The organism is Sphingopyxis sp. H073 (assembly GCF_001468395.1).
Classification (GTDB): domain Bacteria; phylum Pseudomonadota; class Alphaproteobacteria; order Sphingomonadales; family Sphingomonadaceae; genus Sphingopyxis.
This window is the reverse complement of record NZ_LNSG01000009.1, coordinates 45,910-71,559: the sequence shown is the minus strand read 5'-3', so window position 1 is coordinate 71,559 and position 25,650 is coordinate 45,910. Positions and strand designations below refer to the sequence as shown.

26 protein-coding genes and 1 tRNA gene are annotated in these 25,650 nt (G+C 63.1%); 15 read left to right on the top strand and 12 right to left on the bottom strand.

Annotation, left to right across the window (positions count from 1 at the left end; all coding sequences use genetic code 11):
• Position 1 precedes the first annotated feature (1 nt).
• The gene (locus ATE64_RS16455) at positions 2-454 is read left to right on the top strand and encodes a MaoC family dehydratase (protein ID WP_058455797.1); all 453 of its coding nucleotides are present in this window, start codon (positions 2-4) and stop codon (positions 452-454) included.
• Positions 454-1,305, top strand: coding sequence for a CoA ester lyase (locus ATE64_RS16450; protein ID WP_058455796.1), 852 nt, complete (start codon positions 454-456; stop codon positions 1,303-1,305). The genes ATE64_RS16455 and ATE64_RS16450 overlap by 1 nt, the downstream gene beginning before the upstream one ends.
• On the opposite strand, the gene ATE64_RS16445 is transcribed toward ATE64_RS16450, so the two are convergent.
• From ATE64_RS16445 to hisI, 5 genes are all read right to left on the bottom strand, one after another.
• Positions 1,302-2,792, bottom strand: coding sequence for a phospholipase D-like domain-containing protein (locus ATE64_RS16445; protein WP_058455795.1), 1,491 nt, complete (start codon positions 2,790-2,792; stop codon positions 1,302-1,304). The two genes, ATE64_RS16450 and ATE64_RS16445, sit on opposite strands and share 4 nt — an antisense overlap.
• Before the next feature lie 45 nt (positions 2,793-2,837).
• Entirely contained in the window at positions 2,838-4,640 is a 1,803-nt protein-coding gene (locus ATE64_RS16440) for an acyl-CoA dehydrogenase C-terminal domain-containing protein (protein WP_058455794.1), read from the bottom strand.
• Between the two features lie 63 nt (positions 4,641-4,703).
• Positions 4,704-5,135 carry a MerR family DNA-binding transcriptional regulator gene (locus tag ATE64_RS16435; protein ID WP_058455793.1) on the bottom strand — a complete coding sequence of 144 codons (432 nt, stop codon included), beginning with the start codon at positions 5,133-5,135 and terminating at the stop codon, positions 4,704-4,706.
• Positions 5,136-5,200: 65 nt separating this feature from the next.
• On the bottom strand, positions 5,201-5,740 hold the full coding sequence (locus ATE64_RS16430; RefSeq protein ID WP_058455792.1) for a hypothetical protein: 540 nt from the start codon (positions 5,738-5,740) through the stop codon (positions 5,201-5,203).
• Complete coding sequence (gene hisI / locus ATE64_RS16425) at positions 5,733-6,107, bottom strand: phosphoribosyl-AMP cyclohydrolase (RefSeq protein ID WP_058455791.1); 375 nt, start codon at positions 6,105-6,107, stop codon at positions 5,733-5,735. The genes ATE64_RS16430 and hisI overlap by 8 nt, the downstream gene beginning before the upstream one ends.
• A 154-nt stretch (positions 6,108-6,261) precedes the next feature.
• Between hisI and purF the strand changes: the two genes are divergently transcribed.
• From purF to ATE64_RS16410, 3 genes are read left to right on the top strand one after another with little or no spacing between them, the layout of a single operon-like run.
• Positions 6,262-7,719, top strand: a complete 1,458-nt coding sequence (gene purF / locus ATE64_RS16420) for an amidophosphoribosyltransferase (RefSeq protein WP_058455790.1) — start codon at positions 6,262-6,264, stop codon at positions 7,717-7,719.
• A gap of 10 nt (positions 7,720-7,729) precedes the next feature.
• Positions 7,730-8,458 carry an SDR family NAD(P)-dependent oxidoreductase gene (locus ATE64_RS16415; protein ID WP_058455789.1) on the top strand — a complete coding sequence of 243 codons (729 nt, stop codon included), beginning with the start codon at positions 7,730-7,732 and terminating at the stop codon, positions 8,456-8,458.
• A 60-nt stretch (positions 8,459-8,518) separates the two neighbouring features.
• The gene (locus ATE64_RS16410) at positions 8,519-8,911 is read left to right on the top strand and encodes a hypothetical protein (protein ID WP_058455788.1); all 393 of its coding nucleotides are present in this window, start codon (positions 8,519-8,521) and stop codon (positions 8,909-8,911) included.
• Positions 8,912-8,917: 6 nt separating this feature from the next.
• Here the strand turns inward: ATE64_RS16410 and ATE64_RS16405 are convergent, their stop codons facing one another.
• From ATE64_RS16405 to ATE64_RS16380, 6 genes are all read right to left on the bottom strand, one after another.
• Positions 8,918-9,991, bottom strand: coding sequence for a serine hydrolase (locus tag ATE64_RS16405; protein WP_231729144.1), 1,074 nt, complete (start codon positions 9,989-9,991; stop codon positions 8,918-8,920).
• 134 nt (positions 9,992-10,125) lie between these two features.
• A complete protein-coding gene (locus ATE64_RS16400; protein ID WP_058455786.1) occupies positions 10,126-11,406 on the bottom strand; it encodes a cyclopropane-fatty-acyl-phospholipid synthase family protein in 1,281 nt (426 codons plus the stop codon).
• Positions 11,407-11,547: 141 nt separating this feature from the next.
• Positions 11,548-12,498 carry a metal-dependent hydrolase gene (locus tag ATE64_RS16395; RefSeq protein WP_058455785.1) on the bottom strand — a complete coding sequence of 317 codons (951 nt, stop codon included), beginning with the start codon at positions 12,496-12,498 and terminating at the stop codon, positions 11,548-11,550.
• 40 nt (positions 12,499-12,538) lie between these two features.
• Complete coding sequence (locus ATE64_RS16390; protein ID WP_058455784.1) at positions 12,539-13,576, bottom strand: 2-oxoacid:ferredoxin oxidoreductase subunit beta; 1,038 nt, start codon at positions 13,574-13,576, stop codon at positions 12,539-12,541.
• Positions 13,573-13,824, bottom strand: coding sequence for a CPCC family cysteine-rich protein (locus tag ATE64_RS16385; RefSeq protein WP_197410153.1), 252 nt, complete (start codon positions 13,822-13,824; stop codon positions 13,573-13,575). The genes ATE64_RS16390 and ATE64_RS16385 overlap by 4 nt, the downstream gene beginning before the upstream one ends.
• The gene (locus tag ATE64_RS16380) at positions 13,821-15,683 is read right to left on the bottom strand and encodes a 2-oxoacid:acceptor oxidoreductase subunit alpha (RefSeq protein ID WP_058455783.1); all 1,863 of its coding nucleotides are present in this window, start codon (positions 15,681-15,683) and stop codon (positions 13,821-13,823) included. The genes ATE64_RS16385 and ATE64_RS16380 overlap by 4 nt, the downstream gene beginning before the upstream one ends.
• Positions 15,684-15,870: 187 nt before the next feature.
• Here ATE64_RS16380 and ATE64_RS16375 point away from each other — a divergent pair, with 187 nt between their 5' ends.
• The gene (locus ATE64_RS16375; RefSeq protein WP_058455903.1) at positions 15,871-16,812 is read left to right on the top strand and encodes an alpha/beta hydrolase; all 942 of its coding nucleotides are present in this window, start codon (positions 15,871-15,873) and stop codon (positions 16,810-16,812) included.
• Positions 16,809-17,282, top strand: a complete 474-nt coding sequence (locus ATE64_RS16370; protein WP_058455782.1) for an RNA pyrophosphohydrolase — start codon at positions 16,809-16,811, stop codon at positions 17,280-17,282. The genes ATE64_RS16375 and ATE64_RS16370 overlap by 4 nt, the downstream gene beginning before the upstream one ends.
• Here the strand turns inward: ATE64_RS16370 and ATE64_RS16365 are convergent.
• Positions 17,243-17,932 carry a uracil-DNA glycosylase gene (locus ATE64_RS16365; RefSeq protein ID WP_058455902.1) on the bottom strand — a complete coding sequence of 230 codons (690 nt, stop codon included), beginning with the start codon at positions 17,930-17,932 and terminating at the stop codon, positions 17,243-17,245. The two genes, ATE64_RS16370 and ATE64_RS16365, sit on opposite strands and share 40 nt — an antisense overlap.
• A gap of 23 nt (positions 17,933-17,955) precedes the next feature.
• Between ATE64_RS16365 and folK the strand changes: the two genes are divergently transcribed.
• The 8 genes from folK (at position 17,956) to ATE64_RS16325 (ending at position 25,589) form a co-directional block, all read left to right on the top strand.
• Positions 17,956-18,477 (top strand): 2-amino-4-hydroxy-6-hydroxymethyldihydropteridine diphosphokinase, encoded by a 522-nt coding sequence (gene folK, locus ATE64_RS16360; protein ID WP_058455781.1) that lies wholly within the window; start codon positions 17,956-17,958, stop codon positions 18,475-18,477.
• A gap of 43 nt (positions 18,478-18,520) precedes the next feature.
• Positions 18,521-18,596: transfer RNA gene (locus tag ATE64_RS16355), tRNA-Lys, on the top strand.
• Positions 18,597-18,849: 253 nt separating this feature from the next.
• Positions 18,850-20,046: a hypothetical protein gene (locus tag ATE64_RS16350; RefSeq protein WP_058455780.1), complete on the top strand. Its 1,197-nt coding sequence runs from the start codon at positions 18,850-18,852 to the stop codon at positions 20,044-20,046.
• Between the two features lie 135 nt (positions 20,047-20,181).
• The gene (locus ATE64_RS16345; RefSeq protein ID WP_058455779.1) at positions 20,182-22,185 is read left to right on the top strand and encodes a ParB/RepB/Spo0J family partition protein; all 2,004 of its coding nucleotides are present in this window, start codon (positions 20,182-20,184) and stop codon (positions 22,183-22,185) included.
• Positions 22,186-22,284: 99 nt separating this feature from the next.
• Entirely contained in the window at positions 22,285-22,767 is a 483-nt protein-coding gene (locus ATE64_RS16340) for a DUF6878 family protein (protein ID WP_058455778.1), read from the top strand.
• An 11-nt stretch (positions 22,768-22,778) separates the two neighbouring features.
• On the top strand, positions 22,779-23,144 hold the full coding sequence (locus ATE64_RS16335) for a hypothetical protein (protein WP_058455777.1): 366 nt from the start codon (positions 22,779-22,781) through the stop codon (positions 23,142-23,144).
• 126 nt (positions 23,145-23,270) lie between these two features.
• Positions 23,271-24,320: a toprim domain-containing protein gene (locus ATE64_RS16330; protein WP_058455776.1), complete on the top strand. Its 1,050-nt coding sequence runs from the start codon at positions 23,271-23,273 to the stop codon at positions 24,318-24,320.
• Between the two features lie 345 nt (positions 24,321-24,665).
• Positions 24,666-25,589: a DUF2493 domain-containing protein gene (locus ATE64_RS16325; protein ID WP_058455775.1), complete on the top strand. Its 924-nt coding sequence runs from the start codon at positions 24,666-24,668 to the stop codon at positions 25,587-25,589.
• Positions 25,590-25,650 lie beyond the last annotated feature (61 nt).

Below are 25,650 nucleotides of genomic sequence, written 5' to 3'. Positions count from 1 at the left end.
GATGGCAGGCAAGTTTTTCGACGAGTGGCAGATCGGCGAGACGATCACGCACGAGATCCGCCGTACCGTGACCGAGACCGACAATCTGCTGTTCACCACGATGACGCATAACCCGCAACCGCTGCACCTCGACATCGAGGCGGCGAAGGCGTCGGAGTTCGGGCAGATCCTCGTCAACGGCACCTTCACTTTCAGCCTGATGGTCGGGCTTTCGGTCGGCGATACGACGCTCGGCACGCTCGTCGCGAACCTCGGCTATGACAAGCTGGTGATGCCGAAGCCGGTGTTCATCGGCGACACGTTGCGCGCCGAGACCGAAGTCATCGGCCTGAAAGAGTCCAAATCGCGTCCCGGATCGGGTATCGTGACCTTTCTCCACCGCTGCATCAACCAGCGCGGCGAAATCGTCTGCCAGTGCGAGCGGGCCGCGCTGATCAAAGGAAAGGCCGCCTGATGCGCCTGCGCTCACTCCTTTTCGTTCCCGGGGATCGTCCCGAACGCTTCGCCAAGGCCGCAGCATCGGGCGCCGATGCGATCATCCTCGACCTGGAGGATTCGGTGTCGCCCGCCAACAAGGAAGCTGCACGCGCGGCGGTCGCCGAATATCTGGCCGGGGAACGCGAGGTCATCACGTTGGTGCGCGTCAATCCACTCGACGGCCATATGACCGCCGCTGACGTCACGGCAATCGTCGGTGGACGGCCCGACGCGATCATGCTGCCCAAGGCCGAAGGCGCGCCCAGCATCCAGCAACTCGACACGATTCTGCGGAGCGAATCCGCGCGCGACGCCTCGCTGCCGCCGATCCTGCCGATCGCGACCGAAACCCCCGCGGCGATCTTCACGCTCGGCAGCTATCGCGAAGTGAAGGATCGCCTCGTCGGCCTGACCTGGGGCGCGGAGGACTTGCCCGCTGCCATCGGCGCGACGACGAGCCGCACCGAGGATGGCAGCTACACGTCACCCTATGAGATTGCGCGCGCGCTCACGCTGTTCGCGGCGCACGGCGCGGGCGTCGCTGCGATCGACACGGTGTTCCCGGCGATCAAGAACGAGGCCGGGCTTGCCGCCTATGCCGCCAGCGCGCGGCGCGACGGCTTTACCGGCATGATGGCGATCCATCCTTCGCAGGTCGAACCGATCAACGCCGCCTTCACCCCCGCCGACGAAGAGGTTCAGCGCGCCCAGGCGATCGTCGATGCCTTCGCGGCCAACCCGGGCGTCGGGGTGCTGCAGGTCGACGGCAAGATGGTCGATGCGCCGCACCTTAAACAGGCACAGCATATATTGTCGCTGGCGGACTAGGCTTTTCGCCGGAAAGGCCGGTGCCGCCGCATCCAGTCACGACCGCGATGCCAGCTTTTCCTGAGGCCGCGTTCGGTCAGGCTTTCGAACATCGCATCGGGGCTCGTCGGATCGAGCAGTTCGTTCTCGGCAATGAACTCGTCCATCGGACCCGGCGAAACGAGGTCGAGCAGTTCGAGCGAGCGCCCCTGGCCGCGCAATCCCTCGATCGTCCCGATCAGCGAACCGCTGGCTTCGAACCGGCGCGCTACCTCTAGCGGATCGACACCCAGATGCTCGGCGATCAGCGATTCGCGCAGGCGGCGAATGACCGGCTCGATGCCGTGATTGGCCGGCAGCGCCGAGTCGATGGTCACGTCGCACTCGCTGTCGAGCCCCATCGAACGGTTGTTCAGATTGGCCGACCCGACACGGATCGCCCGATCGTCGACGATTGCGGTCTTGGCGTGAACGTAAATCGCCTCGCCGCGCTTGGTGCGCGGATAATAGACCCGCAGCCGGTCGCCGTGTTTCGCCTTGGCGATTTCGCGCACCAGTTGCACGCGCGCGGCGTCCATCGCCATCTGTTCGAGCCAGCCGTCGGCGGTTTCGGGCATCACCATCACGAATTCCGGCGGATCATCCTCGTTGAGCCGTTCGGCGATGGCGGCGGCGATCTTGCCGCAGGTGAAATATTGATTCTCGAAATAGATGAAGCGCTTCGCCGCGGCGATCATGTCGAGATAAAGCTGCTCGACCTCGCGTATTTCCTCATAGCCGTCATACTCGGCGCGGGTGCGCGAGATTGCAACGTCGACACCCTCGAAATCGGCCTCCAGATCGTCGGGCCACCCCTCCCCCGATCCGTTGATTTCGCGGAGCGGCTTCTTCGTCGCGCGCTGCCAGCGTTCGTTACCCAGATCGGCAAGCGCATTGCCGACCGGCCCCGAGAGCAACATCGTGCTGTCGTGCCAGGGCATATAGGGCGTTCCGTCGGGGGCCGTCCGATGCCGATCGTCGTCCTTGTGCCCCCGCGTGTCCCAGCGTCGCGAGCCGACGTCGATGCCGCCGCATACCGCCAGATGGTCGTCGAAGACCGCCACCTTCTGATGATGACTGCACCCGACCGGATGCGCGCTGTCGAGCCGGAAACTGATCGAGCGCGTGATCTTCCACCGCGCGATCATCGCGACGATGCGCGGCATCGCGAACTGCTTCAGGCCCCCGAAATTCCAGCGGAGGATGTCGATGTCGCGGTCAGGACAATTTTTTGCGAGGCGCAGCAGATAGTCGCCAAGCGACTCGCCGATGCCGTCCCTGTCGGGCTTCAGCGCGATCCGCGGATCGAAATCCCAACCGATAAGCAGGATGCGCTCCCTGGCACCGGCCATCAGCCGTTCAAGCAGCGCATAATAATCGGCAGCATCGACGATCATCCGCGCCTTGTCGGCGCGTTCGATCCGCCAGCAGTTGCGGCCTTCAATGACGATCGGGACGAGGTCGCTCATCGCCGCCTCCACGCATGGCGGCGGCGATGGTTGCAAAGGCGCCGGTCAAGCCGCGAAGAACTGCTCCGGCGTCAACGTCATCATCGCCTCGCTGCCCGCTTCGATCTTGCGGCGCAGCGCGCCGGCGTCGGGGACAAAACGTTCACCGAAGTGACGCGCGGTGACGAGCTTCGCCTGAAGGAAATCCTTGTTGCCGCGCCCGTCGTCCAGCGCCTTCTGCGCCGCTTCGGCCATGCGCAGCCACATCAACCCCAGCGCGACGATACCCATGATGTGCATATAGTGATGCGCGCCCGCGCCGATGTTGTTCGGGTTCGTCATGCCGTTCTGCATGAACCACATCGTCGCGGCCTTCAGTTCGCCGTTCGCCTTTTCAAGACGGCTCGCGAAATCCGCAAACGCCGGTTTGTCCTTCGCCGCGGCGCATTCCGCATCGACGATGGCGAAGAAGGTCTGGATCGCGCGGCCGCCGTTCTGCGCAAGCTTGCGGCCGACGAGGTCCATCGCCTGCACGCCGTTCGCGCCTTCATAGATCATCGTGATGCGGGCATCGCGGACATATTGTGACATGCCCTGTTCCTCGATGTAACCGTGACCGCCGAACACCTGCTGCGCGTTGGTCGCGACCTCATAGCCCTTGTCGGTGCCATAGCCCTTGATCACGGGGGTGAGCAGGCTGACGAGATCGTCGGCATGCTGGCGCTCTTCCTCGGTCTCGGCGACATGCGCGAGGTCGACCTGCAGCGCACCCCACAGGCAGAGCGCGCGCAGCCCCTCCACCACTGCCTTGCCGTCCATCAACATGCGGCGCACATCGGGGTGGACGAACAGGGGGTCGGCCTTTTCCTGGGGATCCTGCGGCCCGGTCAGCGCGCGGCCCTGGCGACGGTCGTGCGCATATTGGACCGCGTTCTGGAAAGCGATGTCGGCCTGTCCCAGCCCCTGGATGCCGACGCCGAGGCGCGCGGCGTTCATCATCACGAACATCGCGGCAAGCCCCTTGTTCTCATCGCCGACCATCCAGCCCTTCGCGCCGTCATAGTTCATCACGCAGGTCGAATTGGCGTGGATGCCCATCTTATGCTCGATCGAGCCGCACTGGAGGGTGTTGCGCTGGCCGAGCGAGCCGTCTTCGTTGACGAGGAATTTGGGCACGATGAAGAGCGAGATGCCCTTGACGCTGTCGGGTGCATCGGGCGTCTTCGCGAGGACGAGGTGGACGATATTTTCGGTGAGGTCATGCTCGCCCGACGAGATGAAGATCTTGGTGCCGGTCACCGCATAGCTGCCGTCGGCATTCGGCACCGCGCGGGTGCGGATGAGGCCGAGATCGGTGCCGCAGTGCGGTTCGGTGAGGTTCATTGTGCCGCCCCACTCGCCCGAAATCATCTTCGGGACATAGGTCGCCTTCTGCTCCTCCGATCCCTTGACGAGGATTGCCGCCACCGCCGCCTGAGTGAGGCCGGGGTACATCGAAAAGGCTTGGTTCGCCGCCATGCGATATTCCTCGACCGGGAAACCGATGATGTGCGGCAAGCCCTGTCCGCCGAATTCCTCCGGCTGGGTCAGCGTCGTCCAGCCGGCGTCGCAATAGGCCTTATAGGCCTCCTTGAACCCCTTCGGCGTCGTGACCGATCCGTCTTCGTGTCGCGTGCAGCCCTCCTGATCGCCCGAATAGTTGATCGGGAACAGCACTTCTTCGCAGAATTTGCCCGCTTCGGTCAGCACCGCCTCGATCATGTCGGGGGTCGCATTGGCGAAGCCTGGCAGGTTGGCGTAGCGCTCGACGCCGAGGACGTCGTTGATCAGGAAGAGCGTATCCTGGATGGGGGCGCGGTAGGCGGGCATGACTCATCTTTCTGGAAAGCGGGGTTAGCAATATCTCGTCCGGGGAGGCGCAAGAGTCGAGGCTCAGCGCACTTTCTGACTGGCGTCGACCTTTTTGACCATATCGATAAAGCGCGTCAGTTCCTCGACCGCACTGTCGATATCGTCGCGCTGGCGTTGCAACAGGTTGATGCGTTGCTCGCATTTCTCGATCGTCACCTGGCGCTGCAGCCTGCGGCCGTCCCCGACGTCGTACAGATCGATCATCTCGCGAATGTCGGCAAGGCTGAAGCCGGTGCGCTTGGCGCGCAGGATCCAGGCGAGCCGCGCACGGTCGCGCTTCGAATAGATGCGCGACAGGCCGCGGCGCGACGGGCTGATCAGCCCCTCGTCCTCGTAAAAGCGGAGCGCGCGGGCGGTGACGCCGAATTCGGTCGACAGGTCGGTGATACTGAACTGGTCGCGGCCGAGATGATCGGGCGTATCGATGTGGGCGTGGCCGTATTCTTCGGTCATACGGGCCAGAATAGTTTCCGTTGACGTGAACGTCAAGGGCGGGAGGTGCCGGGAATCGGCGCGTCTCAACTGCCGCACGGTTGGATCATATTGCCGCGCGGATCCGCGACCTGCAAGCGTTTCGCGTCCTCCTTGGACCAGCTTGCGCGCGGCAGCCGCAACCCGGATAGCGACGCGTGCGCGGAGCAGATCGTCTGGCATTGCGCGGGCAGGCTGCCAGGCAGCCGGAGTTCGTCCTCTTCCTCATGGACCAGCGCTTCGCACCCCTCGGCGTCGGCGAAGCGCATCCGCCATCCCTGCCCCTCGCGCAGGATCGTCCCGCGCGCGGCGCAGCGCAGGCCGGGACCGAAAGACGCAGACAAGGCAAAGCGCCATTGACCCGCGCCGTCGGGCACCACGCACATCGCGTCGCGCCCGAGTTCGTGCGAGCGTTCGAACACGCCCGTCGGGCTGGCTGTATCGGGTCGCACGATCCCGCGCTCGCGCGCAGCCAGTTCGAGCGGGCTGTTCGCGTCGACCGTCCGGTCGCTGTCCGCCTGCGGGTGCCGATCGCAGCCCGCGAGCAACAGCGCGCCGAACAGGAAGGCGGCACGCACCCTACGCATCGTCGTGGAGAAAGGTCAGGCCACCATCTGCGTTGACACGGCGATAGAAGCAGGAACGCCGGCCCGTGTGGCAAGCGGGCCCAGCGGGCGTTACGCGCAGCAGCAGGACATCCTGATCGCAATCGACGCGCATCTCGACCAGCGTCAGTCCGTTTCCCGAGGTCTCCCCCTTGCGCCACAGCGCTTGCCGCGAGCGAGACCAGAAATGCGCCTGCCCGGTTTCCTGGGTCAGCCGGATCGCTTCGGAATTCATATGCGCGACCATCAGCAGCGTGCCCGTCGCGGCATCGGTGACGATCGCGGTGACGAGACCGGCGGCGTCGAAGCGCGGCTGGAAGCGGTCGGTCGTGTCGGCTTTCTGGTCCATGATGGGCCTTTAGAGCAGCTTTGCTGCGCTTGTCACCCGTCCGGGTCCGGCCTGTGACAATCATGTGAAGTTTGGGGGGCGACATTTGCGGCAAGCCTCCCTATATGCGCCGCAGTCACTGCCCCCGCCCCTTGGCCCCTGCCCCTGGAATGTCATGCTGACGACCCACCCTTTCGATGACGACAAGCTCCGCGAGGAGTGCGGCGTATTTGGTATTCATGGCGCCGACAGCGCCTCAGCCGTCGTCGCGCTGGGCCTTCATGCCCTGCAGCACCGCGGCCAGGAAGCCGCAGGCATCACTGCCTTCGACGGCAAGGATTTTCATACCCACCGCGCGATGGGACATGTCGCCGGCAATTTCGACCGCGACGACATCATTCGCCAGTTGGGCGGCGCGTCGGCGATCGGCCATGTCCGCTACTCGACGACCGGCGAGACGGCGCTGCGCAACGTCCAGCCGCTTTTCGCCGACCTGTCGACCGGCGGTTTCGCGGTCGCGCACAACGGCAACATCTCCAACGCAACGGCGCTGAAGAAGATTCTCGTACGTCGCGGTTCGATCTTCCAGTCGACCAGCGATACAGAGGTCATCATTCACCTCGTCGCGACATCGAACTATCGCACCCTGCTCGATCGCTTCATCGACGCGCTGAAGCAGGTCGAAGGCGCCTATTCGCTGATCTGCCTGACCGCGGAGGGGATGATCGGATGCCGCGACCCGCTGGGCATCCGCCCGCTCGTGATCGGCAAGCTCGGCGATGCGCACATCCTTGCGTCCGAAACGGTGGCGCTCGACGTCGTCGGCGCTGAATTCGTCCGCTCGGTCGATCCGGGCGAGCTGGTGATCATTCGTGATGGCCAGCTTTCGTCGCACCGCCCCTTCGCCGAACGCTCGGCGCGGCCGTGCATCTTCGAATATGTCTATTTCTCGCGCCCCGATTCGATCGTCGACGGCACCAGCGTCTATTCGGTGCGCAAGGCGATCGGCGCCGAACTCGCGCGCGAGAACCCGGTCGAGGCCGATCTTGTCATCCCGGTGCCCGATTCGGGCACCCCCGCCGCAATCGGTTATGCGCAGGAATCGGGCATTCCCTTTGAACTGGGCATCATCCGCTCGCACTATGTCGGCCGCACCTTCATTCAGCCGGGCGACAAGGTTCGTCACCTGGGCGTGAAATTGAAGCACAATGCGAACCGCGCGCTGATCAGCGGCAAGCGCATCGTGCTGATCGACGATTCGATCGTTCGCGGCACGACCAGCCTGAAGATCGTGCAAATGATGCGCGATGCAGGCGCAGCCGAGGTGCATATGCGCATCGCGAGCCCGCCGACCCAGCACAGCTGTTTCTATGGCGTCGACACGCCCGAGCGCGCCAAACTGCTCGCGGCGCAGATGACCGTCGGGCAGATGGCGAATTTCATCAACGCCGACAGCCTGTCCTTCCTGACGATCGACGGGCTCTATCGCGCGCTGGGCGAGGCGCGGCGCAACGACGACGTCCCGCAATATTGTGACGCCTGCTTTACGGGCGATTATCCGACCACGCTGACCGATTTCGACGAGCAAGCGGTCGATGACCAGTTTTCGCTGCTTGCCGAGCGCGTTGTCTGACGGAGTGATCATGGTATCTGAAGATTTGGCGGGTCAGGTCGCACTCGTGACCGGGGCGAGCCGCGGTATCGGCGCGGCGATCGCCGAAGCGCTGGCGGCACGCGGTGCGCATGTCGTCATCACCGCACGTACCCCGGGCGGGCTCGAGGAACTCGAAGATCGCATTCACGAGGCCGGCGGCAGCGCAACGATCGCGCCATTGGACCTGACGGACGGCGACAGTATCGCGCGGCTTGCCACCGCGATGGCCGAACGTTGGCAGCACCTCGATATGCTCGTCCTCAACGCGGCGATGCTGGGCACGCTGACCCCGGTCGGCGCGATCGACGGCAAGGAATTCAACAAACTGCTGACGCTGAACCTTGTCGCGCAGCAGGCGCTGATCGCCAATTTCGATCCGCTGCTCCGCCGCGCGCCGGGTGGCCGCCTGCTCGCGCTGTCGAGCAGCGTCGCGCGCGATCCGCGCGCCTATTGGGGCGCCTATGCCGCGTCGAAGGCGGCACTTGAAGTGCTGGTGACGAGCTATGGCGCCGAGATGCGCAATATCTCGAACGTCCGCACCGCGATCCTCGATCCCGGCGGCACGCGCACCCAGATGCGCGCGCGCGCTTATCCGGGCGAGGATCCGCAAAGCATCAAGGATCCCGCGGCCGTCGGCGAATATGTCGCGAAGCTGATGATCGCGGGCTTCGACAGCACCGCTTTCCATGCCTTGCCCAAAGTGATGGTCGATGCTTAACGCGATCTTTGCGTTCGGCCGTTAGGTTTCGGCCCGAAATATCTGGTCAAAGGCACGGTTATGGGTCGCAACATCCTGCGGACGGTCGCAGCAACCCTCGTGGGGATCGTCGTCGCTTTCGCGCTGCTATGGCTCGCGCAATATGCGGGAAACGAATTGTCGCCCGACGTCTATGACCTCGAAACCGGGGAGGTACTGATCCCCCTCGCATCGACCATCGCCCTGTTGATCGGCTGGTTCGTCGGCACCTTTGGCGGAAGCTGGCTGGCGATGCGCATGTCCGCAAGCGCCAATGCCGGGTGGATCGTCGCCGGGGCTGTGATCGGCGCCGGGCTCTATCGTGCCGTGACGCTTGCCGACACCTGGTGGATCATGGTGCTGGGCGTCGCCATACCGCTTGCGGCGGCGTGGCTCGCCCAGCGCGCGGCGACGACGGTTTCCGTCGCTGCCTGACTCCGTTTATTTCGCCGCTTCGCGGTCGATCGCAGCCTGCACCGCCTTGTAAAAGGCCTCGCGCGCCTTGCCGACGCCTTCGGGGTCGGTCGCGGTCGGCCAATTGCCGTTCGAGGCAATCACAAGCCTGCGCTTCGGGTCGATGAAGATGCCCTGACCGAAAATTCCTTGCGCGGCGAAGCTGCCATCGTCGTTCGTCCACCATTGATAGCCATAACCGCGGCCGGGAATGTCGATGCCCGCCTGCTTGGTCGTCGCCGCGGCGAGCCAGTCGTCAGGCAGAACCTTCTTTCCCCCCGCGACGCCGCCGTTCAGGATGAACTGGCCGAAGCGTGCATAATCCTTGAGGCTCGCCGACATGCAGCAGCCGCTGATCTCGTGCCCCGTCGGCCCGAGCATCCAGACGCCGTCCTGCTCCATGCCGAACGGTTTCCAGACCTTCTCTGACAGATAATCCGAGAGTGTCTTGCCGGTCGCGCTCGACACCAGCACGCCGATCAAATTGGTCTCGCCGGTCTTGTACACCCATTTCGACCCCGCCGGCGCTTCGCGCGGCAGGGTCTTCATATAGCTGACCGTTATGTCTTCGCCCGGCACCGGCTTTTGCAGATTGAACTGCGCGACATCCGATTTGGGATCGGTATAATCCTCGTTCCATTTGACGCCCGAGGTCATCGTCAGCAATTGCCGCACGCTGACATCGTCATAGGCCGAGCCCCTGAGTCCCGGGATATAGACGGTAACCTTGTCGTCGAGGCTCTTGATATAGCCGTCCTTTACCGCCGCGCCGACGAGGGTCGAGGTGAAGCTTTTCGCCACCGAAAAGCTGGTCCAGCGGCCGGAGGCGCCATAGCCGAGCGCATATTTCTCCAGTCGCACCTTTCCGTCCTGGACGATGATCAGCCCCGCATTGCGCTGCGCCGCCATATGGGCGTCGACATTGAGCCCGAGGTCGATCGGCTTGCCTTGCGGCATGGGATAGGCGCGACCGCCCGCCTTGATCGTGTGCACGACGACTTTCGGGACCGTCTCCATCGTCCGGAAGGCGGTGTCACGCTGGTCCTGGCTCCAAAACAGCACATTCAGATCCTTTGGCAGATTGTCGGTCGCCCGAGCCGCGGTGGTTTGCGTGGGTGCGGGGACAGCTATTCCCACGGCTGCGCACAGCAGCGCGCCTGCCAAAAATCTTCGCATTGCCTTCTCCCTGCTTGTTTTCAGGCTGTTTTTTCGAGTGTCACCTGCGCGACGTCGATACCGCCGCCGCGAAAGCCCCCCTCACAATATTGAAGATAATAGCGCCAGAGCCGCACGAAGCGGTCGTCAAACCCTGCCGGCAGGCGCCCGTCGGACACCGCGGCATCGAACCGCTCGCGCCACTGGCGCAGCGTTTCGGCATAGCCGAGCCCGAAATGGAGAACGTCGCGCCACACAAGCCCCCGCTCCTCGGCCAACGCGCGGAAACGGCTTTCGGAAATCAGGCAGCCGCCCGGAAAGATATAGGCCTGGATGAAGTCGGTACTGGCCGCGTAACGCTCGAACAGCGCGTCGCTGATCAGGATATACTGGATCGCTGCGCGGCCACCGGGGCGCAACAGGCGCGCGATGGTGTCGAGATAGACGGGCCAATAGGCCTGCCCGACCGCTTCGACCATCTCTACGCTCGCGATCGCGTCATAGGGGCCCTGCGCATCGCGATAATCGCAGAGCTCGATCCGCGATCGCCCCGACAGGTCGACCGCGTGCAGACGCCGATCGGCAATCTCGGCTTGCGACGGTGAGAGGGTAATTCCGGTGTAGATGACGTCGTGCCGCTCGACCGCGCGTTCGGCAAGCGCCCCCCAGCCGCAACCGATCTCGAGCAGGCGCCCGCCCGAGCGCAGGTCGAGCCGGTCGAGAATCGCATCGAGCTTCGATATCTGCGCCTCCTCCAGCGTCTGCCCTGCATCGGCGAAGAGCGCGCTCGAATAGTTCATCTGCGCATCGAGCCACAGGCTGTAGAAGTCATTGCCAAGGTCGTAATGCGCGTGGATGTTCCGCCGCGCCCCGGTGCGATTGTTACGGTTGAGGAAATGCGATGCGCGGTTGAGCCAGTGCAGCGGGCCGCGCGACCGCCCCGCATTGCCGAGCGTCTCGCCATTGCGCATGAACAGGTCGAACAGCGGGACCGGATCGGGCGAACTCCACTCCCCGGCCTCCCAGGCGCGGTACCACCCAACCGAACCCGACAGCACAAGCCGCACGAGCGCGGCCCAGCTTTTCAGGTGGACGATCGCGGTCGGCCCCTTGCCGCGACCGCCGAGGATGCGCACGCTGCCGTCGGGCAGATGACCTTCGAGCGTGCCATAGGCGAGCCCGGCGTCGATGCGGTCTAGCTGGCGGTGGAAGAAGCTCGCCGGCGCAAGCGCCATCAGGCGCGCCAGCCCCCCGCCGGTGCGAAACGCCCGGTCTGCGCGCAGTAGCGCCTTGCCGCGGCGGGGACTGACATGCGTGTTCATATACCGCTTTCTGCCGCAAAAGCAGCGGCCTGACAATCGGTTGTCGCGAGCCTTCATGGCGTCACAAGCCGCCGAGGCAGGCGTGCGAGCCTTTTGATTCCCAGAGATTTTATTGCGATAGGCGGCAGGATGAACGCGCGCCTATTCGACAATAGTTGCTGCGCGGGGATCCTCCACGCGGACCGTAAAACGGTCGCGCGCTACCGGCTGCATATAGCGCTGGTCATGTAGCACGATCGCGCTGCCCTCAGTTTCTGCGACGGGCATCCGCGACCAGAAGAGGAAGGCAAGCGCGGCAGGGTCGTTCTTTACCCACGCCCGGAGTCGTAGATCGCTCATCCCGTCTGGGATGCCGGGCTCGACCGTACTACCGGAACCCAGTGCATAGGCGCCGCCGCCGTAGTAGCCGTCGCGGCGCCAGGCGATGTCGCGCCTCCAGAACGCCAGCGGCGGCGGGCTGGCGACAACGAGCGCACCGTCTTGCCCCGCCTTTCGCAACAATTCGGCCGCCTGCGCTTCGGCGCGGCCCGTCATCAGCCCGTTGGCAAAAATATAGACGCAGACGGCGGTAAAACCGACCCATGCCGGGCGCTGCCAATTCGCCGTCCCGCGCCGTTCGCGGCGCAGCGACAGCCACAGCGACAGGCCGAGCGCGATCCATATCCAGAGATCGATGATGAACAGCGTATCGCCGTAGTACCAGCGATGGCTGAACGGCTCGAGCAGCCGGATGCCGTAATTGTTGAGCCAGTCGAGCGCCGGATGGCTGAAACAACCGATATTGGCGAGCGCGAGCAGCCAGCCCTTGTCGATCGGGAGCCGTCCTGCGGGGCGCTTGCCGCGCCGGTCTTGCCAGCGGTCGAAGGCGATCATCAGAGCCCAAAGAGCAATAGGCAAAAGGACGAGCGCGATCGGCCCGTGCGTGATCCCGCGCCGCATCGACAGCGACTCGATGCCATAGATCGCACAGGCCGCGTCGATGTCAGGCAGGTTCGCCGCAATAATTAACGTCGGCACGGCGAGCCCGGTCCTTTTCTTGAGACCGAGCTGACCGAGTACCGCGCCGACGAGGCTGTGCGTCAGGTTGTCCATCCGGGCCTATAAACCCGACCGGCCAGCCCTTCGCAAGACGTCAGAGTTCGGGACCGCCCTCGGTCACCGTCCAGGTTTGCCCCTTCTTGAGCAGGCCTTGCAGATCGGCCGTCTTGCCTTCGCTCGCCGCCTTGTTCTGGCGGACGACGTCGGCCTCGAAAGTCGGGCGCGGATCGTCGTAAAGGACGCCGAGCGCCATCGGGAATTCGCCGAAGCGCATTTCGACGAGCATGTGCGCGACGCTGCGGTTGGTCACGTCGTGGACGATCACGCCCGCTTCTTCCCAATCGCCATCGATGACGTCGACGGTCTTGAGGTGCAGTTCGTCGGCGTCGAGCGCGATGCCCTTGGTACCTTTGGCGTAAAGCATGGGTTCGCCCTGCTTGAGCCAGAGCTGGCGATCTTCGGCGCCCTTCGGTGCGGCGAAATCCTCGAACACGTCCTTATTGTAGACGATACAGTTCTGGAAAATTTCGATAAAGGCCGCGCCCTTATGGGCATGAGCGGCCTTCAGCACGTTGGGCAGCTCTTTCGATACGTCGAAGCCGCGCGCGACGAACCGCGCACCGGCGCCCAGCGCGAACGCCGCAGGCTGCGCCGGACGATCGACCGAGCCGTAAGGCGTCGACGGGCTTGTCGTGCCGACGCGGCTGGTCGGTGAATATTGCCCCTTGGTGAGGCCGTAGATCTCGTTGTTGAACAGCATGATCTGGCAATCGAGATTGCGGCGGATGAGGTGCATCGTGTGGTTGCCGCCGATCGAGAGCCCGTCACCATCGCCGGTGACGATCCAGATATCGAGGTCCGGATTGGCGAGCTTCAGCCCCGTCGCGAACGCCGGCGCACGGCCGTGGATCGTGTGGAAGCCATAGGTTTCCATATAATAGGGGAAACGCGACGAGCAGCCGATGCCGCTGATGAACACAGTGTTCTCGGGCGCCGTGCCGATTTCGGGCATCGTGCGTTGCACGGCTTTGAGGATCGCATAGTCGCCGCAGCCGGGGCACCAGCGAACTTCCTGATCGGTTTCCCAATCCTTGAGCGTGGTCGTCCGCGCGATGGTGGTCATCTCGTTCATTTCGTCTTCTTCCCAGAATCTTGCCAAAGCTGACGGGCTTGGATCAACGAAAACTGATTTGCGCCTCCGGCCAAATCAGGCTGGTTCAGTTGGACGGGATCATCCTCCCAATTGCAAACTTCGCAAATCTCATAACTGCCCTGCTCGGAAAACTCGAACTCGCTGCACACAGGACATATGTGCGGGCCCGCAGCCAATTCCACATTGACCGCCGCATTAAAATACTCGGTGCTGGTGACCGTCGTCACGCCAGCGCCTCCTCGATCGCGGCCTCAATTTCGGCGATGGTGAACGGCTGGCCCGACACCTTGTTTACGGGCTTCGCGTCGACCAGATACTGGTCGCGCAGCACCGTCTTGAGCTGGCCGGTGTTCATTTCGGGCACGATCACCTTGTCATAGCTCTTGAGCAGCTCGCCCAGATTGGCGGGCAGCGGCCAGATATGGCGGATGTGGACATGGCTGACGTCGGCGCCCTCGGCGCGCTTGCGGCGCACCGCCTGATGGATCGGGCCGAAGGTCGACCCCCAGCCGACGACCGCCAGCTTGCCCCCCTCGGCGCCGAGTTCGACCACCTGGTCGGGCACCTTCACGCCATCGACCTTCGCCTTGCGGATATCGGTCATCGCCTGATGGTTGTCGGGCGCATAGTTGATGTGGCCGGTGTCGACTTCCTTTTCGATGCCGCCGATGCGGTGAAGCAGGCCGGGCGTGCCGGGCTTGACCCACGGGCGCTTGAGATTCGCGTCGCGGCCATAGGGCTTGAACCCGCCCTCGGGCACTTCGGTCAGAAACTCGACCGGGAAATCATCGTAGCTCTCAAGATCGGGCACCTTCCACGGCTCGGCCGCGTTGGCGATATAGCCGTCGGTCAGCAGCATCACCGGGGTCATATATTGCACCGCAATGCGGCACGCCTCGATCGCGCATTCAAACGCATCGCCGGGCGATCGCGCGGCAATCACCGGCATTGGCGCGTCGCCGTTCCGGCCATAGACCGCCTGATAGAGGTCCGATTGCTCGGTTTTCGTCGGCAAGCCGGTCGAGGGACCGCCGCGCTGCGAATTGACGATGACGAGCGGTAGCTCGGTCATGATCGCGAGACCCATCGCCTCGCCCTTCAGCGCGATGCCCGGACCCGACGAGCTCGTGACGCCGAGCGAACCGCCATAGCTCGCGCCGATCGCCGAGCAGATCGCCGCGATCTCGTCCTCGGCCTGAAAGGTCGTGACGTCATATTCCTTGAGCCGCGACAGGTGATGCAGGATCGCCGATGCCGGGGTGATCGGATAGCCGCCGAAGAACATTGGCAGTTTCGCAAGCTGCGCGCCCGCGACGAGACCAAGCGCGATCCCCTCGGCGCCCGTCAGCGTGCGATAGAGGCCCGGAGCGACGGGCGCGGGATCGACATGATGCTGCTTGAGCGGTCCCGCAAGCTCGGCGGTCTCGCCATAGGCATGGCCGGCGTTCAGCGCCGCAACATTGGCGGCCGCAAGGTTCGGGTCCTTCGCGAACTTGCCGTTGAGCCAGTCGATCAGCGGCTGGCGGTCGCGGTCGAACATCCAGAGCGCGAGCCCCAGCGTCCACATATTCTTGCAGCGTAGCGCTTCCTTGTTGCCGAGGCCGAAGGGTTTCACGGCATCCATGGTGAGCTGACTGATATTCAGCTTGAGCAACTGCCATTTCGCAAGGCTGCCGTCGTCGAGCGGGTTCGCGTCATATTTCGCCTTGGCGAGGTTGCGATCGTTGAATTCGCCCTCGTCGGCGATGATCAGGCCGCCCGGCTTGAGCTGCGGAACGTTGGTCTTGAGCGCCGCCGGGTTCATTGCGACCAACACGTCGGGCGCGTCGCCCGCGGTCTCGATCGCCGAAGACCCGAAATTGATCTGGAAGGCCGAGACGCCGAACAATGTCCCTTGCGGTGCGCGAATCTCGGCTGGAAAATCGGGGAAAGTCGCAAAGTCGTTGCCCGCAAGCGCCGACGACAAGGTAAACTGACCGCCGGTCAGCTGCATCCCGTCGCCACTGTCGCCTGCAAACCTGACTACAACTGCATCCGAAAGGGGGGACTGCCGATTGTCGGCCCGGTCCTCTACCGCTGTCGCCATTTTTCGTATCTGCCTTTGAATCTTGCGAACCTGTGACATTGGCCTAGGCCTGTACGGCACGAGCCGCAATTGAGAAAAAATTGTGCGCCGCAAAGCGGCAGGACTTGGTCGGTTTCGATTCGCGATTGAATTTGGCTGGCCGATGCCGAATATCTGGACGGCAGAAAACAACAAAGGGATGGACAGGATGACCGACGGCACGACCCACTACACCCGCCCCGACGTGGCCGCTTTTCTCGCCTTCCTCAACGCGCAGGAAGGTCCCAAGATGGAGGAACTGCCTGCCGACGGCGCGCGCGAGATGTTCCGGGCAATGACGCAAATGGCCGATTCTCCACGCGGCGACATTGCGAAGGTTGAGGACCGCGTCATTCCGGGACCGGCGGGAGAGATTCGCGTCCGCATCTATGACAATCGGCCCGATCGCGCACCGGGACCGGTGCTCGTCTTTTTCCACGGCGGCGGCTGGGTGATCGGCGACCTCGACACGCACGACGCCTATTGTGCGGAAGCGGCGCGCATTCTCGACATGCCGGTGGTCGCAATCGACTACCGCCTGGCGCCCGAGCACCCCTTCCCCGCCGCCCCCGAGGATTGCGAGGCCGCGGCGCGCTGGGTCGCCGACAATATCCCCTGCACCGGGCTTGTGCTGGCAGGCGAGAGCGCGGGCGGCAACCTGACCATTGTTACCGCGCTTGCGCTGCGCGACAATCCGGCATCGAGGCCGGTGATCGCGATCCACCCGATCTATCCCGCCGTGACGACCAGCGACGACTGGCAAAGCTATCGCGATTTCGGCGAAGGGCATCTGCTGACGGAGAGCAGCATGACCTGGTTCTCGGGCCACTATGCCCCCGACCCGACCGACCGCCGCGCCGCGCCGCTCGATTTCTCCGCGGAGGGGATGCCGCCGACGCTGCTCATCACCGCAGGGCTCGACCCTCTCCGCGATCAGGGCCGCGCTTATGCGGCGAAGCTGATCGAGGCGGGCGTGCCCACGACCTATCGCGAAGCGCGCGGCACCATCCACGGCTTCATCAACCTGTCGCAGGGCATTCCGAGCGCGAAGGCCGATATTCGTGATGCCTTGACAGTGCTCAAGGCTATCGTCACCGAAGCCAGCGCATGAGTGACGACAATCTCCCCTACCGCCCCTGCGCCGGCGTGATGCTCGCGAACCGGGACGGCCTCGTGTTCGTAGGCCAGCGGCTCGATTCGTCTGAGGACGCCTGGCAGATGCCGCAAGGGGGAATCGATCCGGGCGAGGATGCCGAGGAAGCGGCGATCCGCGAGCTTGGCGAAGAGACAGGCGTCCATGGCGGGCTGGTCGAGATCATCGCGCGCAGCAAGACCGAGTATTTCTATGACCTCCCCGATCACCTCATGGGTAAAATGTGGGGCGGCAAATATCGCGGCCAGCGGCAGCAATGGTTCCTGATGCGCTTCATGGGCGAGGACAGGGATGTCGATATCGCAACCAAGCACCAGGAATTCCGGGCGTGGCGCTGGGCCGAGCTCGATGAGCTCGAAATGCTGATCGTGCCGTTCAAGCGCCAGCTCTATCGCGCCGTGGTCGAGGAATTCCGTTCGCTCGTCTGATCGCGGAGGATAAGCGCGGTACGGAACACATCGGCAAACATCGGGGGCGTCAACCGCCCGGTGTTCGTATTGTAGCGCGAGCAGTGGTAGCTATCGACGAGATACCGTCCATCGGCCAGCGCATGGACCGCACCGTGCGCGAAAGGGTAAGCCGCCAGTCGCGCGCCGGCAGCACGAAGCGCCGCGTCATGCGCAATTCGGCCGAGCGCGATGATGACCCGCAGATTTGGCAAAGCGGCGAGCTGCCGTTCGAAGAAGGGGCGGCAGTTCGCGATTTCGGCGGGCGTCGGCTTGTTCTGGGGCGGCAAGCATTTGACGCTGTTGACGATAATCGCCCCTTGAAGGCGCAACCCATCGTGGACGCGCGCGTCGTAAATGCCCTCACTCAATCCGAACTCGGCAAGCGTCGCGAACAACAGGTCGCCAGCATAGTCGCCGGTAAATGGACGCCCCGTCCGGTTCGCCCCATGCTTTCCGGGCGCGAGGCCTGCGAACGCGAGCCATCCATCTGGATCGCCAAAGGCGTAAACCGGGGCGTTCCACCAGTCGGGATGATCCACCTGACATTGACCCCGAAGCGCGACAAGCCGCGGACAGCGCAGGCAATCGCGGGACGGCTCGGTTCCCGGCAAGGGGCTTACAATCTCCACGCGGCTGCGATAGGCGCTCCGCCATGACCAGCGCAACGCCCCTTGCTCTATATGCCATCGGCCTCGGCTCAAACCGCCGCCATGCGCGCCATGGCGATCCGCGCCACATTCTGGTCGCGGCGCTCGCGGCGCTCGAAGGCGACGAGATCGAGCCGGTCGATGCCAGCCCGATCATCGCCAGCGATCCGGTGGGGCCGTCGCGCCGGCGCTATGCCAACGCCGTCGCGCTCGTCGCCTCGCCGCTCACGCCGCCCGAAATGCTCGCCCGGCTGCGCGAAATCGAAGCGCAGTTCGGCCGCCGCACCGGCCAGCGCTGGAGCGCGCGGACGCTCGACCTCGATATTCTGCTCTGGTCGGGCGGCGCGTGGAGCGACGCCGACGTCACCGTCCCGCACCCCGCAATGGCCGAGCGCGCCTTCGTTCTTGGCCCGCTCCGCACCGTCGCCCCCGAATGGCGCGATCCGGTCAGCGGGCGAACGGTCCGCCAACTCGCCGCACGCCTGATCCGCGCCAAGCCGGTTGACCGGAACGCCGAGGCGCACTAGGGCGACGGCTCTCTTCGGGCGTCGACGCTTTCGGCGCCACGATGGGCCCTTAGCTCAGTCGGTAGAGCAACTGACTTTTAATCAGTAGGTCGCTGGTTCGAATCCAGCAGGGCTCACCATAAAATCAATGACTTATGGTGATAATCTCTACTATCGGAAACCTTTGTATCGCTCCACGTAATCGCCACGTAATCAGTCGAGCGCGAACAATGGGCGGTAATGGAGCAGATCTGTCGGATTTTTTCCGACCGACATGACGCGATTTTGTCCGCTGCTTCGCTCAAAATATCAGAGTGAGAGTTCGGCCTTCGGCTTTGTGACGGAGTGAGGGCCGAGAGAGGGTCTCCCGGCCGCCCGTCATGGAGAAGTCCCATGATCGATGTTGAGATACTGGACGGGCGCGCCGATGCGCGCGGCGGCTACAAGGTGGATGTAACGCGAGGTCAGCGCGTAGGACGGGTGTCGTCCGAATGGTTTTCGCGTCCCGACGACGAGCGATTCTTGTCGCTGACCGATTTGTTCGCGTCTCTCAAGGGCCGCGCCAAACACAGCCGGACGCGCACCATCGAAAGCGCCGCGATCCGCGTCGAGGCTTCACGCGACAATGCCGAAGCCCTGACGCTGATGCTGCCCGGCTCCGACGTACCTATCGCGCCCACCCACTGGAGCTTCGGCCAACTGGCTTCGCTGGTTGGCACTCCTGCTGCCTATCTACGCCAGCTGCCCGCCGCCCTTGCCGGCATCAACCTCCAATATGGCCTGACCTCGCATCGCACCGAGCAGGTGAAGACGCTTGAATCTGATGATGGCCGGGTCGAACTGCGCGCTGTCACCGGCCCGGACTATGGTCGCATCTACGACCATGAACTGGTATCCGCGGTGCAGCGTATTGCTGGCAATGGCACGGGCGATACCCGCTGGAAGGTACCCGGCGTGCTCGACTGGTCAACCGGTATCTATAATCCGTATGTCGATGTGACGAAGGACACCACCACGCTCTATGCGTCGGACAGGGATGTATTCCTGTTTCTCGTCGATGATCTCAATCCCATCGAAGCGGGGAAGCTGCCCGATGGCTCGCCCGATCTCTTCTTTCGCGGCTTTTACTGCTGGAACTCGGAAGTGGGTGCCAAGACTTTGGGGCTGGCGAGCTTCTATCTACGCGCAGTCTGCCAGAACCGCAATTTGTGGGGCGTCGAGGATTTTGAGGAGATTGCGATCCGCCACAGCAAATATGCCGCTTCCCGCTTCGCCCATGAGGCCGCCCCTGCCCTTGCCCGCTTTGCCGATTCTTCGCCCCGCCCCTTCATCGAAGGTATCCGCACGGCGCGTGAACGCATTGTCGCCCGCTCCGACGAGGATCGCAGCGATTTCCTGCGCAAGCGTGGCTTCTCTAGGGCGGAGACCGCGAAGATCATCAAACGCGTGTTGGCGGAGGAAGGCCATCCGCCAGCGAGCATCTTCGATTTCGTGCAGGGCATCACCGCGGTTGCGCGGGACAAGCCCCAGCAGGATGCGCGTCTCGACATGGAGGGCAAGGCGAAGAAGCTGATGGAGCGCGTGCACTAACCCGGCGGGTTGCTTCGGCTCTGATGATCTCACGGCGTCCCGATTTCCCATAGAGGAAGAGGGATGCCGTGTTTTCGTGACGGATTTGGGTCTCGAGAGAGTGGCTTTCGGGCATCCGTCGCGAAAGATGATGTCATGTCCAAATATGAGAAAATCCGTCTCGCTACCTCGCGGGACATCCCGTTCAACAAGCTTCTGCTCTCCCAGTCCAATGTCCGCCGCATCAAGGCGGGCGTGTCGATCGAAGATCTGGCGGAAGACATTGCCCGGCGCGGGCTGCTGCAGGGTTTGAGCGTGCGCCCGGTCCTCGTCGAGGACGGCTCGGAAACCGGCATGTTTGAGATTCCTGCCGGGGGCCGTCGCTTCCGCGCGCTTGAACTGTTGGCCAGGCAGAAGCGCTTTGCGCGAACGGCGCTGGTGCCCTGCGTCGTGCGCGAGGGCGGCATTGCCGAAGAGGACAGCCTTGCGGAAAATGTCCAGCGCGCGCCATTGCATCCGCTCGACCAGTTCCGCGCATTTCTGGCTCTGCGAGAAAAGGGACAGTCGGAAGAGGAGATCGCTGCAACCTTCTTCGTCGCCGTATCGGTCGTCAAACAGCGCCTCAAGCTCGCGGCTGTCAGCCCGCGCCTGCTCGACATCTATGCCGAGGATGGTTTGACCCTCGACCAGTTAATGGCGTTCACCGTCTCCGACGATCATGAGCGGCAAGAGCAGGTGTTCGACAGCCTCAGTCACTCCTATGACAAGCAGCCCCATGCAATCCGGCGCATGCTCACCGAACACGCCGTGCGGGCGAGCGACAAGCGGGCGCAGTTCGTGCGGCTCGATGCCTATGTAGAAGCGGGTGGCGCGGTCACACGCGACCTGTTCCAGTCCGACGATGGCGGCTGGCTGCAGGATGTTGCCTTACTCGACATGATGGTCGACGAGGGTCTACGCGAAGGGGGCGATGTAATCCTGGCTGAGGGATGGAAATGGATCGAGGTCGCTCCGTCCTTCCCCTATGGCCATGCTTACGGTCTGCGGCAGCTGCGCGGGGTTCAGCTTGCCTTGAACGAGGACGAAGAGGCAGCACGGGCCGCATTGCAGGCCGAACTGGACAAGTTAGAAGCGGATTATTCTGACGCCGACGAATTGCCGGAGGAGGTCGACCACCGCCTCGCCGAGATCGAAACCGCGCTCGCCCAGTTTGATGCACGCCCCATGGTCTTCGATGCCGACGAGATGGCGCGAGCAGGGGCGTTTGTCAGTATCGATCACAATGGCATGTTGCGGGTCGACCGCGGCTATGTCCGGCCGGAAGATGAACTGCCGGTGATTGAGGACGAGAACGGCGGCGACGAGGAGCTGGCAGGCCACAGTCCTGAATCGGGCATTGCGGCTACACTATCGCCTCCCGACGAACCTGATGAAGACGATGGCCTGCGTCCCCTGCCCGACCGGCTGGTGGCGGAACTGACCGCGCATCGCACGATCGCATTGCGCCACAGGCTGGGCGAAGAGGTCGATATCGCCTTCCTCGCCGCCGTCCATGCGCTGGCGCTGCGTTGCTTCTATCATTATGCGCTCGACAGCTGCCTTGAGATCGAGATGAAGTGTCTCGGCTTTGGGGCACAGGCACCGGGCCTCGCCGATACTCCCTCGGCGCGGGCGCTTGATGACCGCCATACCGACTGGGCCAACAGTCTGCCCAAAGAGCCTGAGCATCTTTGGGATGAGCTGGCAAGCTGGAACGAGACGCGGACCAGGGCCTTGTTCGCGCATTGCGTATCGCTCTCGGTCAATGCGGTGATCGAACCCTATAGCCGCAGACCTCGCGCCATTGCACATGCCGACACGCTCGCATCGACCATCGGCCTCGATATGGCGGCGGCGGGATGGAGGCCCACCGCCAACGGCTTCTTCGGGCGCGTCACCAAGGCGCGCATATTGCAGGCCGTCCGCGAAGGCTGCGATGAGGCCCAGGCGGTGATGATCGAACATCTCAAGAAGGGCGATATGGCGACCCAGGCGGAAGCCCTTCTCGCGGATAGCGGCTGGTTGCCAGAACCGCTGCGCACGGCAAGGATCGCCACCGCGCATGCCGATCCGGCCTATATCCCCGACGACGAGCAAGACTACGCCGTCGCGGCCGAGTGAAAATCTGGCGGGGCGACTGCGGTCGCCCCGCTTCTTCCGCCAATTCCATCATCCGTACCCCCGAAAAGGGATTGCACTCCCAATCAGAGGACTATCGTTATGACAGACACATCTTCGTCCCCCGCTCCCATTATCGCGTTCGATTATGTGCAATGGGAAGCCGAACGCGCCCGTGAGGTCGAAAAAGCAATCCAGTATCTCGATGCCAACAAGGCGCAGCTGTTCGGCGTGCTCGATCCCGCAGGAATCCAATATGTAACCGTCACCTTCGACGGCGGCGGCGACAGTGGCCAGATCGAGGACATCTCCGCAGTCGCTGACAACGCCAAGGTCGAACTGCCGAACGCCGAAATCGAACTCGTCAGCCATGTCTGGGGGCAAGACGAGCCTACGCGGACACGCATGCCCGTTGCAGAGGCGATCGAGCAGCTCGCCTATGATCTCCTGAGCCTCACCCATTGCGGCTGGGAAAATAATGACGGCGCCTATGGTGAGTTCGTCTTCGATGTCCGTGAGCAGACCATCAGTCTTGAGCATAATGAGCGCTATGTCACCGCCGAACTTTACAGCCACAGCTGGTGAGGGAGGATGATATGGGACATTGCTATCATCACGCCCTCTCCTCGGTGCGCAAATGGGGTGGCACAGCGGACGATTATCTGGCGCTGCACCAGTGGTTCGATGAATCGAAAGCCATCACGGCGGATTTTCGCCACCGGGCATTGCGGCACCATGCCGAGGGCATTTTCATGCTGGAGCGCTTTTTCGGCACAACGATTACCATCTCGACCGGCAGGATCGTGCCGGTTCGCTTGATCGGCGAGCAGCATGTCTTGGAGGATCTCGGATTTATCCCAAGCTTTGCTGACTGGGTACGCTGTATCCGCCCTGAACCCTGGATGGGTCGGGCGCAGCCGATCCACAAACAGGTCGATCCGTTCGCAGCGATCGCCGCCTGAGCGGCGACATTGCGAACCCATAATGGCGGTGGATGGGCAATCATCCGCCGCCATTTTTGCGCCAGGGAAGCCAGACACCGCCGATTTGCCGGGCGCTCGCATCCCTCCTTATTGTGAAGAGCGACCATGGACCAACATTCCGCCTCAGATATCGCGCAGCGCCTTGGTTCCCGGGCGGAGGCGGTGTGCCGCCAGTATCTCTCAAACGGACGGCGCGAAGGCCGCTATTGGCTGGTCGGCGATGTGCGCAATACACCGGGCCGCAGTCTTTATGTTCGCCTTGTCGATATGCACAACGGACCAGCGGGCAAATGGACCGATGCAGCGACCGGCGAACATGGCGATCTGCTCGATATCATTGCCGTCACTCAAGGCTGTCGCACTTTTGCCGAGACGCTTGCAGAGGCCCGGCGCTTTTTGAGCCTGCCATCGGATACCATAGCGGATGTTACCCCGCGTCGCTGTCGTCCGCCGGGGCGCCGCGGTTCGCAGGCTGCCGTAAGACGTATTATTCGCGCCACAGATCCCTTGGTCGGCAGCATTGCGGCCGACTATCTGCGCACCCGCGCGATCCATCATCTCGAAGGCATCGACGCGCTGCGCTCTCATCGCCGACTCTATTATCGCCACTCCAAAGAGGAGAGTTTCGGCACCGCCAAGAACTGGCCAGCGCTGATTGGCATCGTCACCGATCTCGACGGCAGCAGCACCGGCGTTCACCGGACATGGATTGATCCGGCTACGCGGGCAAAGGCGCCAGTCGCCGATCCACGACGTTCGATGGGGCAGTTGCTGGGGCACGCAATCCGCTTTGGCACGCCACACGACGTGATGATCGTTGGCGAAGGCATCGAAACACTGCTCTCCCTGCACGAAGTCATGCCCGATATGCCGATGGCCGCCGCCACATCCTCCGCTCATCTCGCCGCCTTCCTGTTTCCGCCGCTGCTGCATCGTCTCTATATTGCGACGGACAATGACGATGCTGGCAGGCTGGCAACCACCAATCTCGCCGAGCGAGCGAGACATCTCGATATCGAGGTCATCCCGTTGGTCCCGAAAGGAGGGGATTTCAACGACGATCTGCAGGACGGTGGCGCTGATGCACTTGCAGCTCATATTTGCGATCAACTCTGCGACGTCGACCGCAGCCTCATTAGGCAAGCATATCTGTAGCGCCGATACAGGGCAGTCCTTGCCTAACCTCGCTCTGTCGACTGCCAGATATTCCCTAGAGGAGAGGCGCGCGCAGCACGGCCTTCTTCAAGGGCGATCGGGAGGGCCGGACTGGCCGGAACCGACAAGGGCTTTAAGGGCGCTATTTTCCGCCGCCGGGCATGCCCGGCTTTGCATCGCGAAGCAAAATTGCGCCCTTGCCGCCCTCCTCCGCTTGACGCTTCGGCCGTCATCCTGCGCAGACGCGGGACCGCTGCGCTTGCCGGTGCCTGTCCCGTCCATCCGTCCAGAGTGATCGCCAGAAGGCCGCGCGGGGTGCGCGGCTCCTTACCACAGGAGATCATGATGGCGAGCGACATTGACGACAGCGACAACCAGGCATCCCATACATCCCATCTGCTCAATGAGCTGGCCCTCTACGGCTATCGCCCCTTTTCCGATGAAGCCGATCCACGGCCTTTGCCGGAAGAGCGCCTTGTCGCCGGCGCTATCGCCGATATGTTCGATGCTTTGATTTCCACCATGATCGACACCAGGTTGGAGCCTGATCTGGAAGATCTGTGCTGGTCGCTCACCAATATGTTTCACCGTGCCGGTGCCCAGTTGCAGCGAGAGCTTGACGACAATGAAAACGCCCAGAAGCAATCCCAGCGCGAGCAGGACGGCTCGGAAGTCCGCTCAGTCGAACTCGAACGCCTGTTGCGCGAAGGAACGGGGCTGATCGAACGACGCAATGCCCTAGAATACATGTGCGACGCCGCCGCCGACCAGTTCGAAACGCACTTCCGCAAGAGCTGGACACCGCGCAGCGGATCGCTGGTCAACCACCGAACCCTGACCGCCTCAATGATCGACAGCCGAGACTTTCTTGCCGCCAAGCGCAAGACCGAAATTGAGCCGCTGCTCCCCACAGGAACGAAGATCGCGTTCACCTCAGGCCCGGATTATCAGAACCACAATCGTATCTGGGCTATTCTCGACAAGGTTCACGCCAAATATCCCGACATGATCCTGTTTCATGGCGGCAACCCCACCGGTGGCGAACATATCGCTGCGCTTTGGGCCAAAGCCCGCAAAATTACCCATGTCGCTTTCCGGCCCGACTGGAACCGGTTCAAGAAGGCGGCCCCGTTCCGCCGCAACGACCAGATGCTCGATAGCCTGCCCAAGGCTGTGATCGCCTGCCCCGGGAATGGTATAAATGCCAACCTCGTCGACAAGGCCCGCAAGATGGGCATCATTGTGTGGAAGGTGGAGAAAGCGAAATGATGCGATAATATTCGCTCTGGTCGCTGAGCGTCCACGTTACTGTCGAGATTTCGCGCAGTTT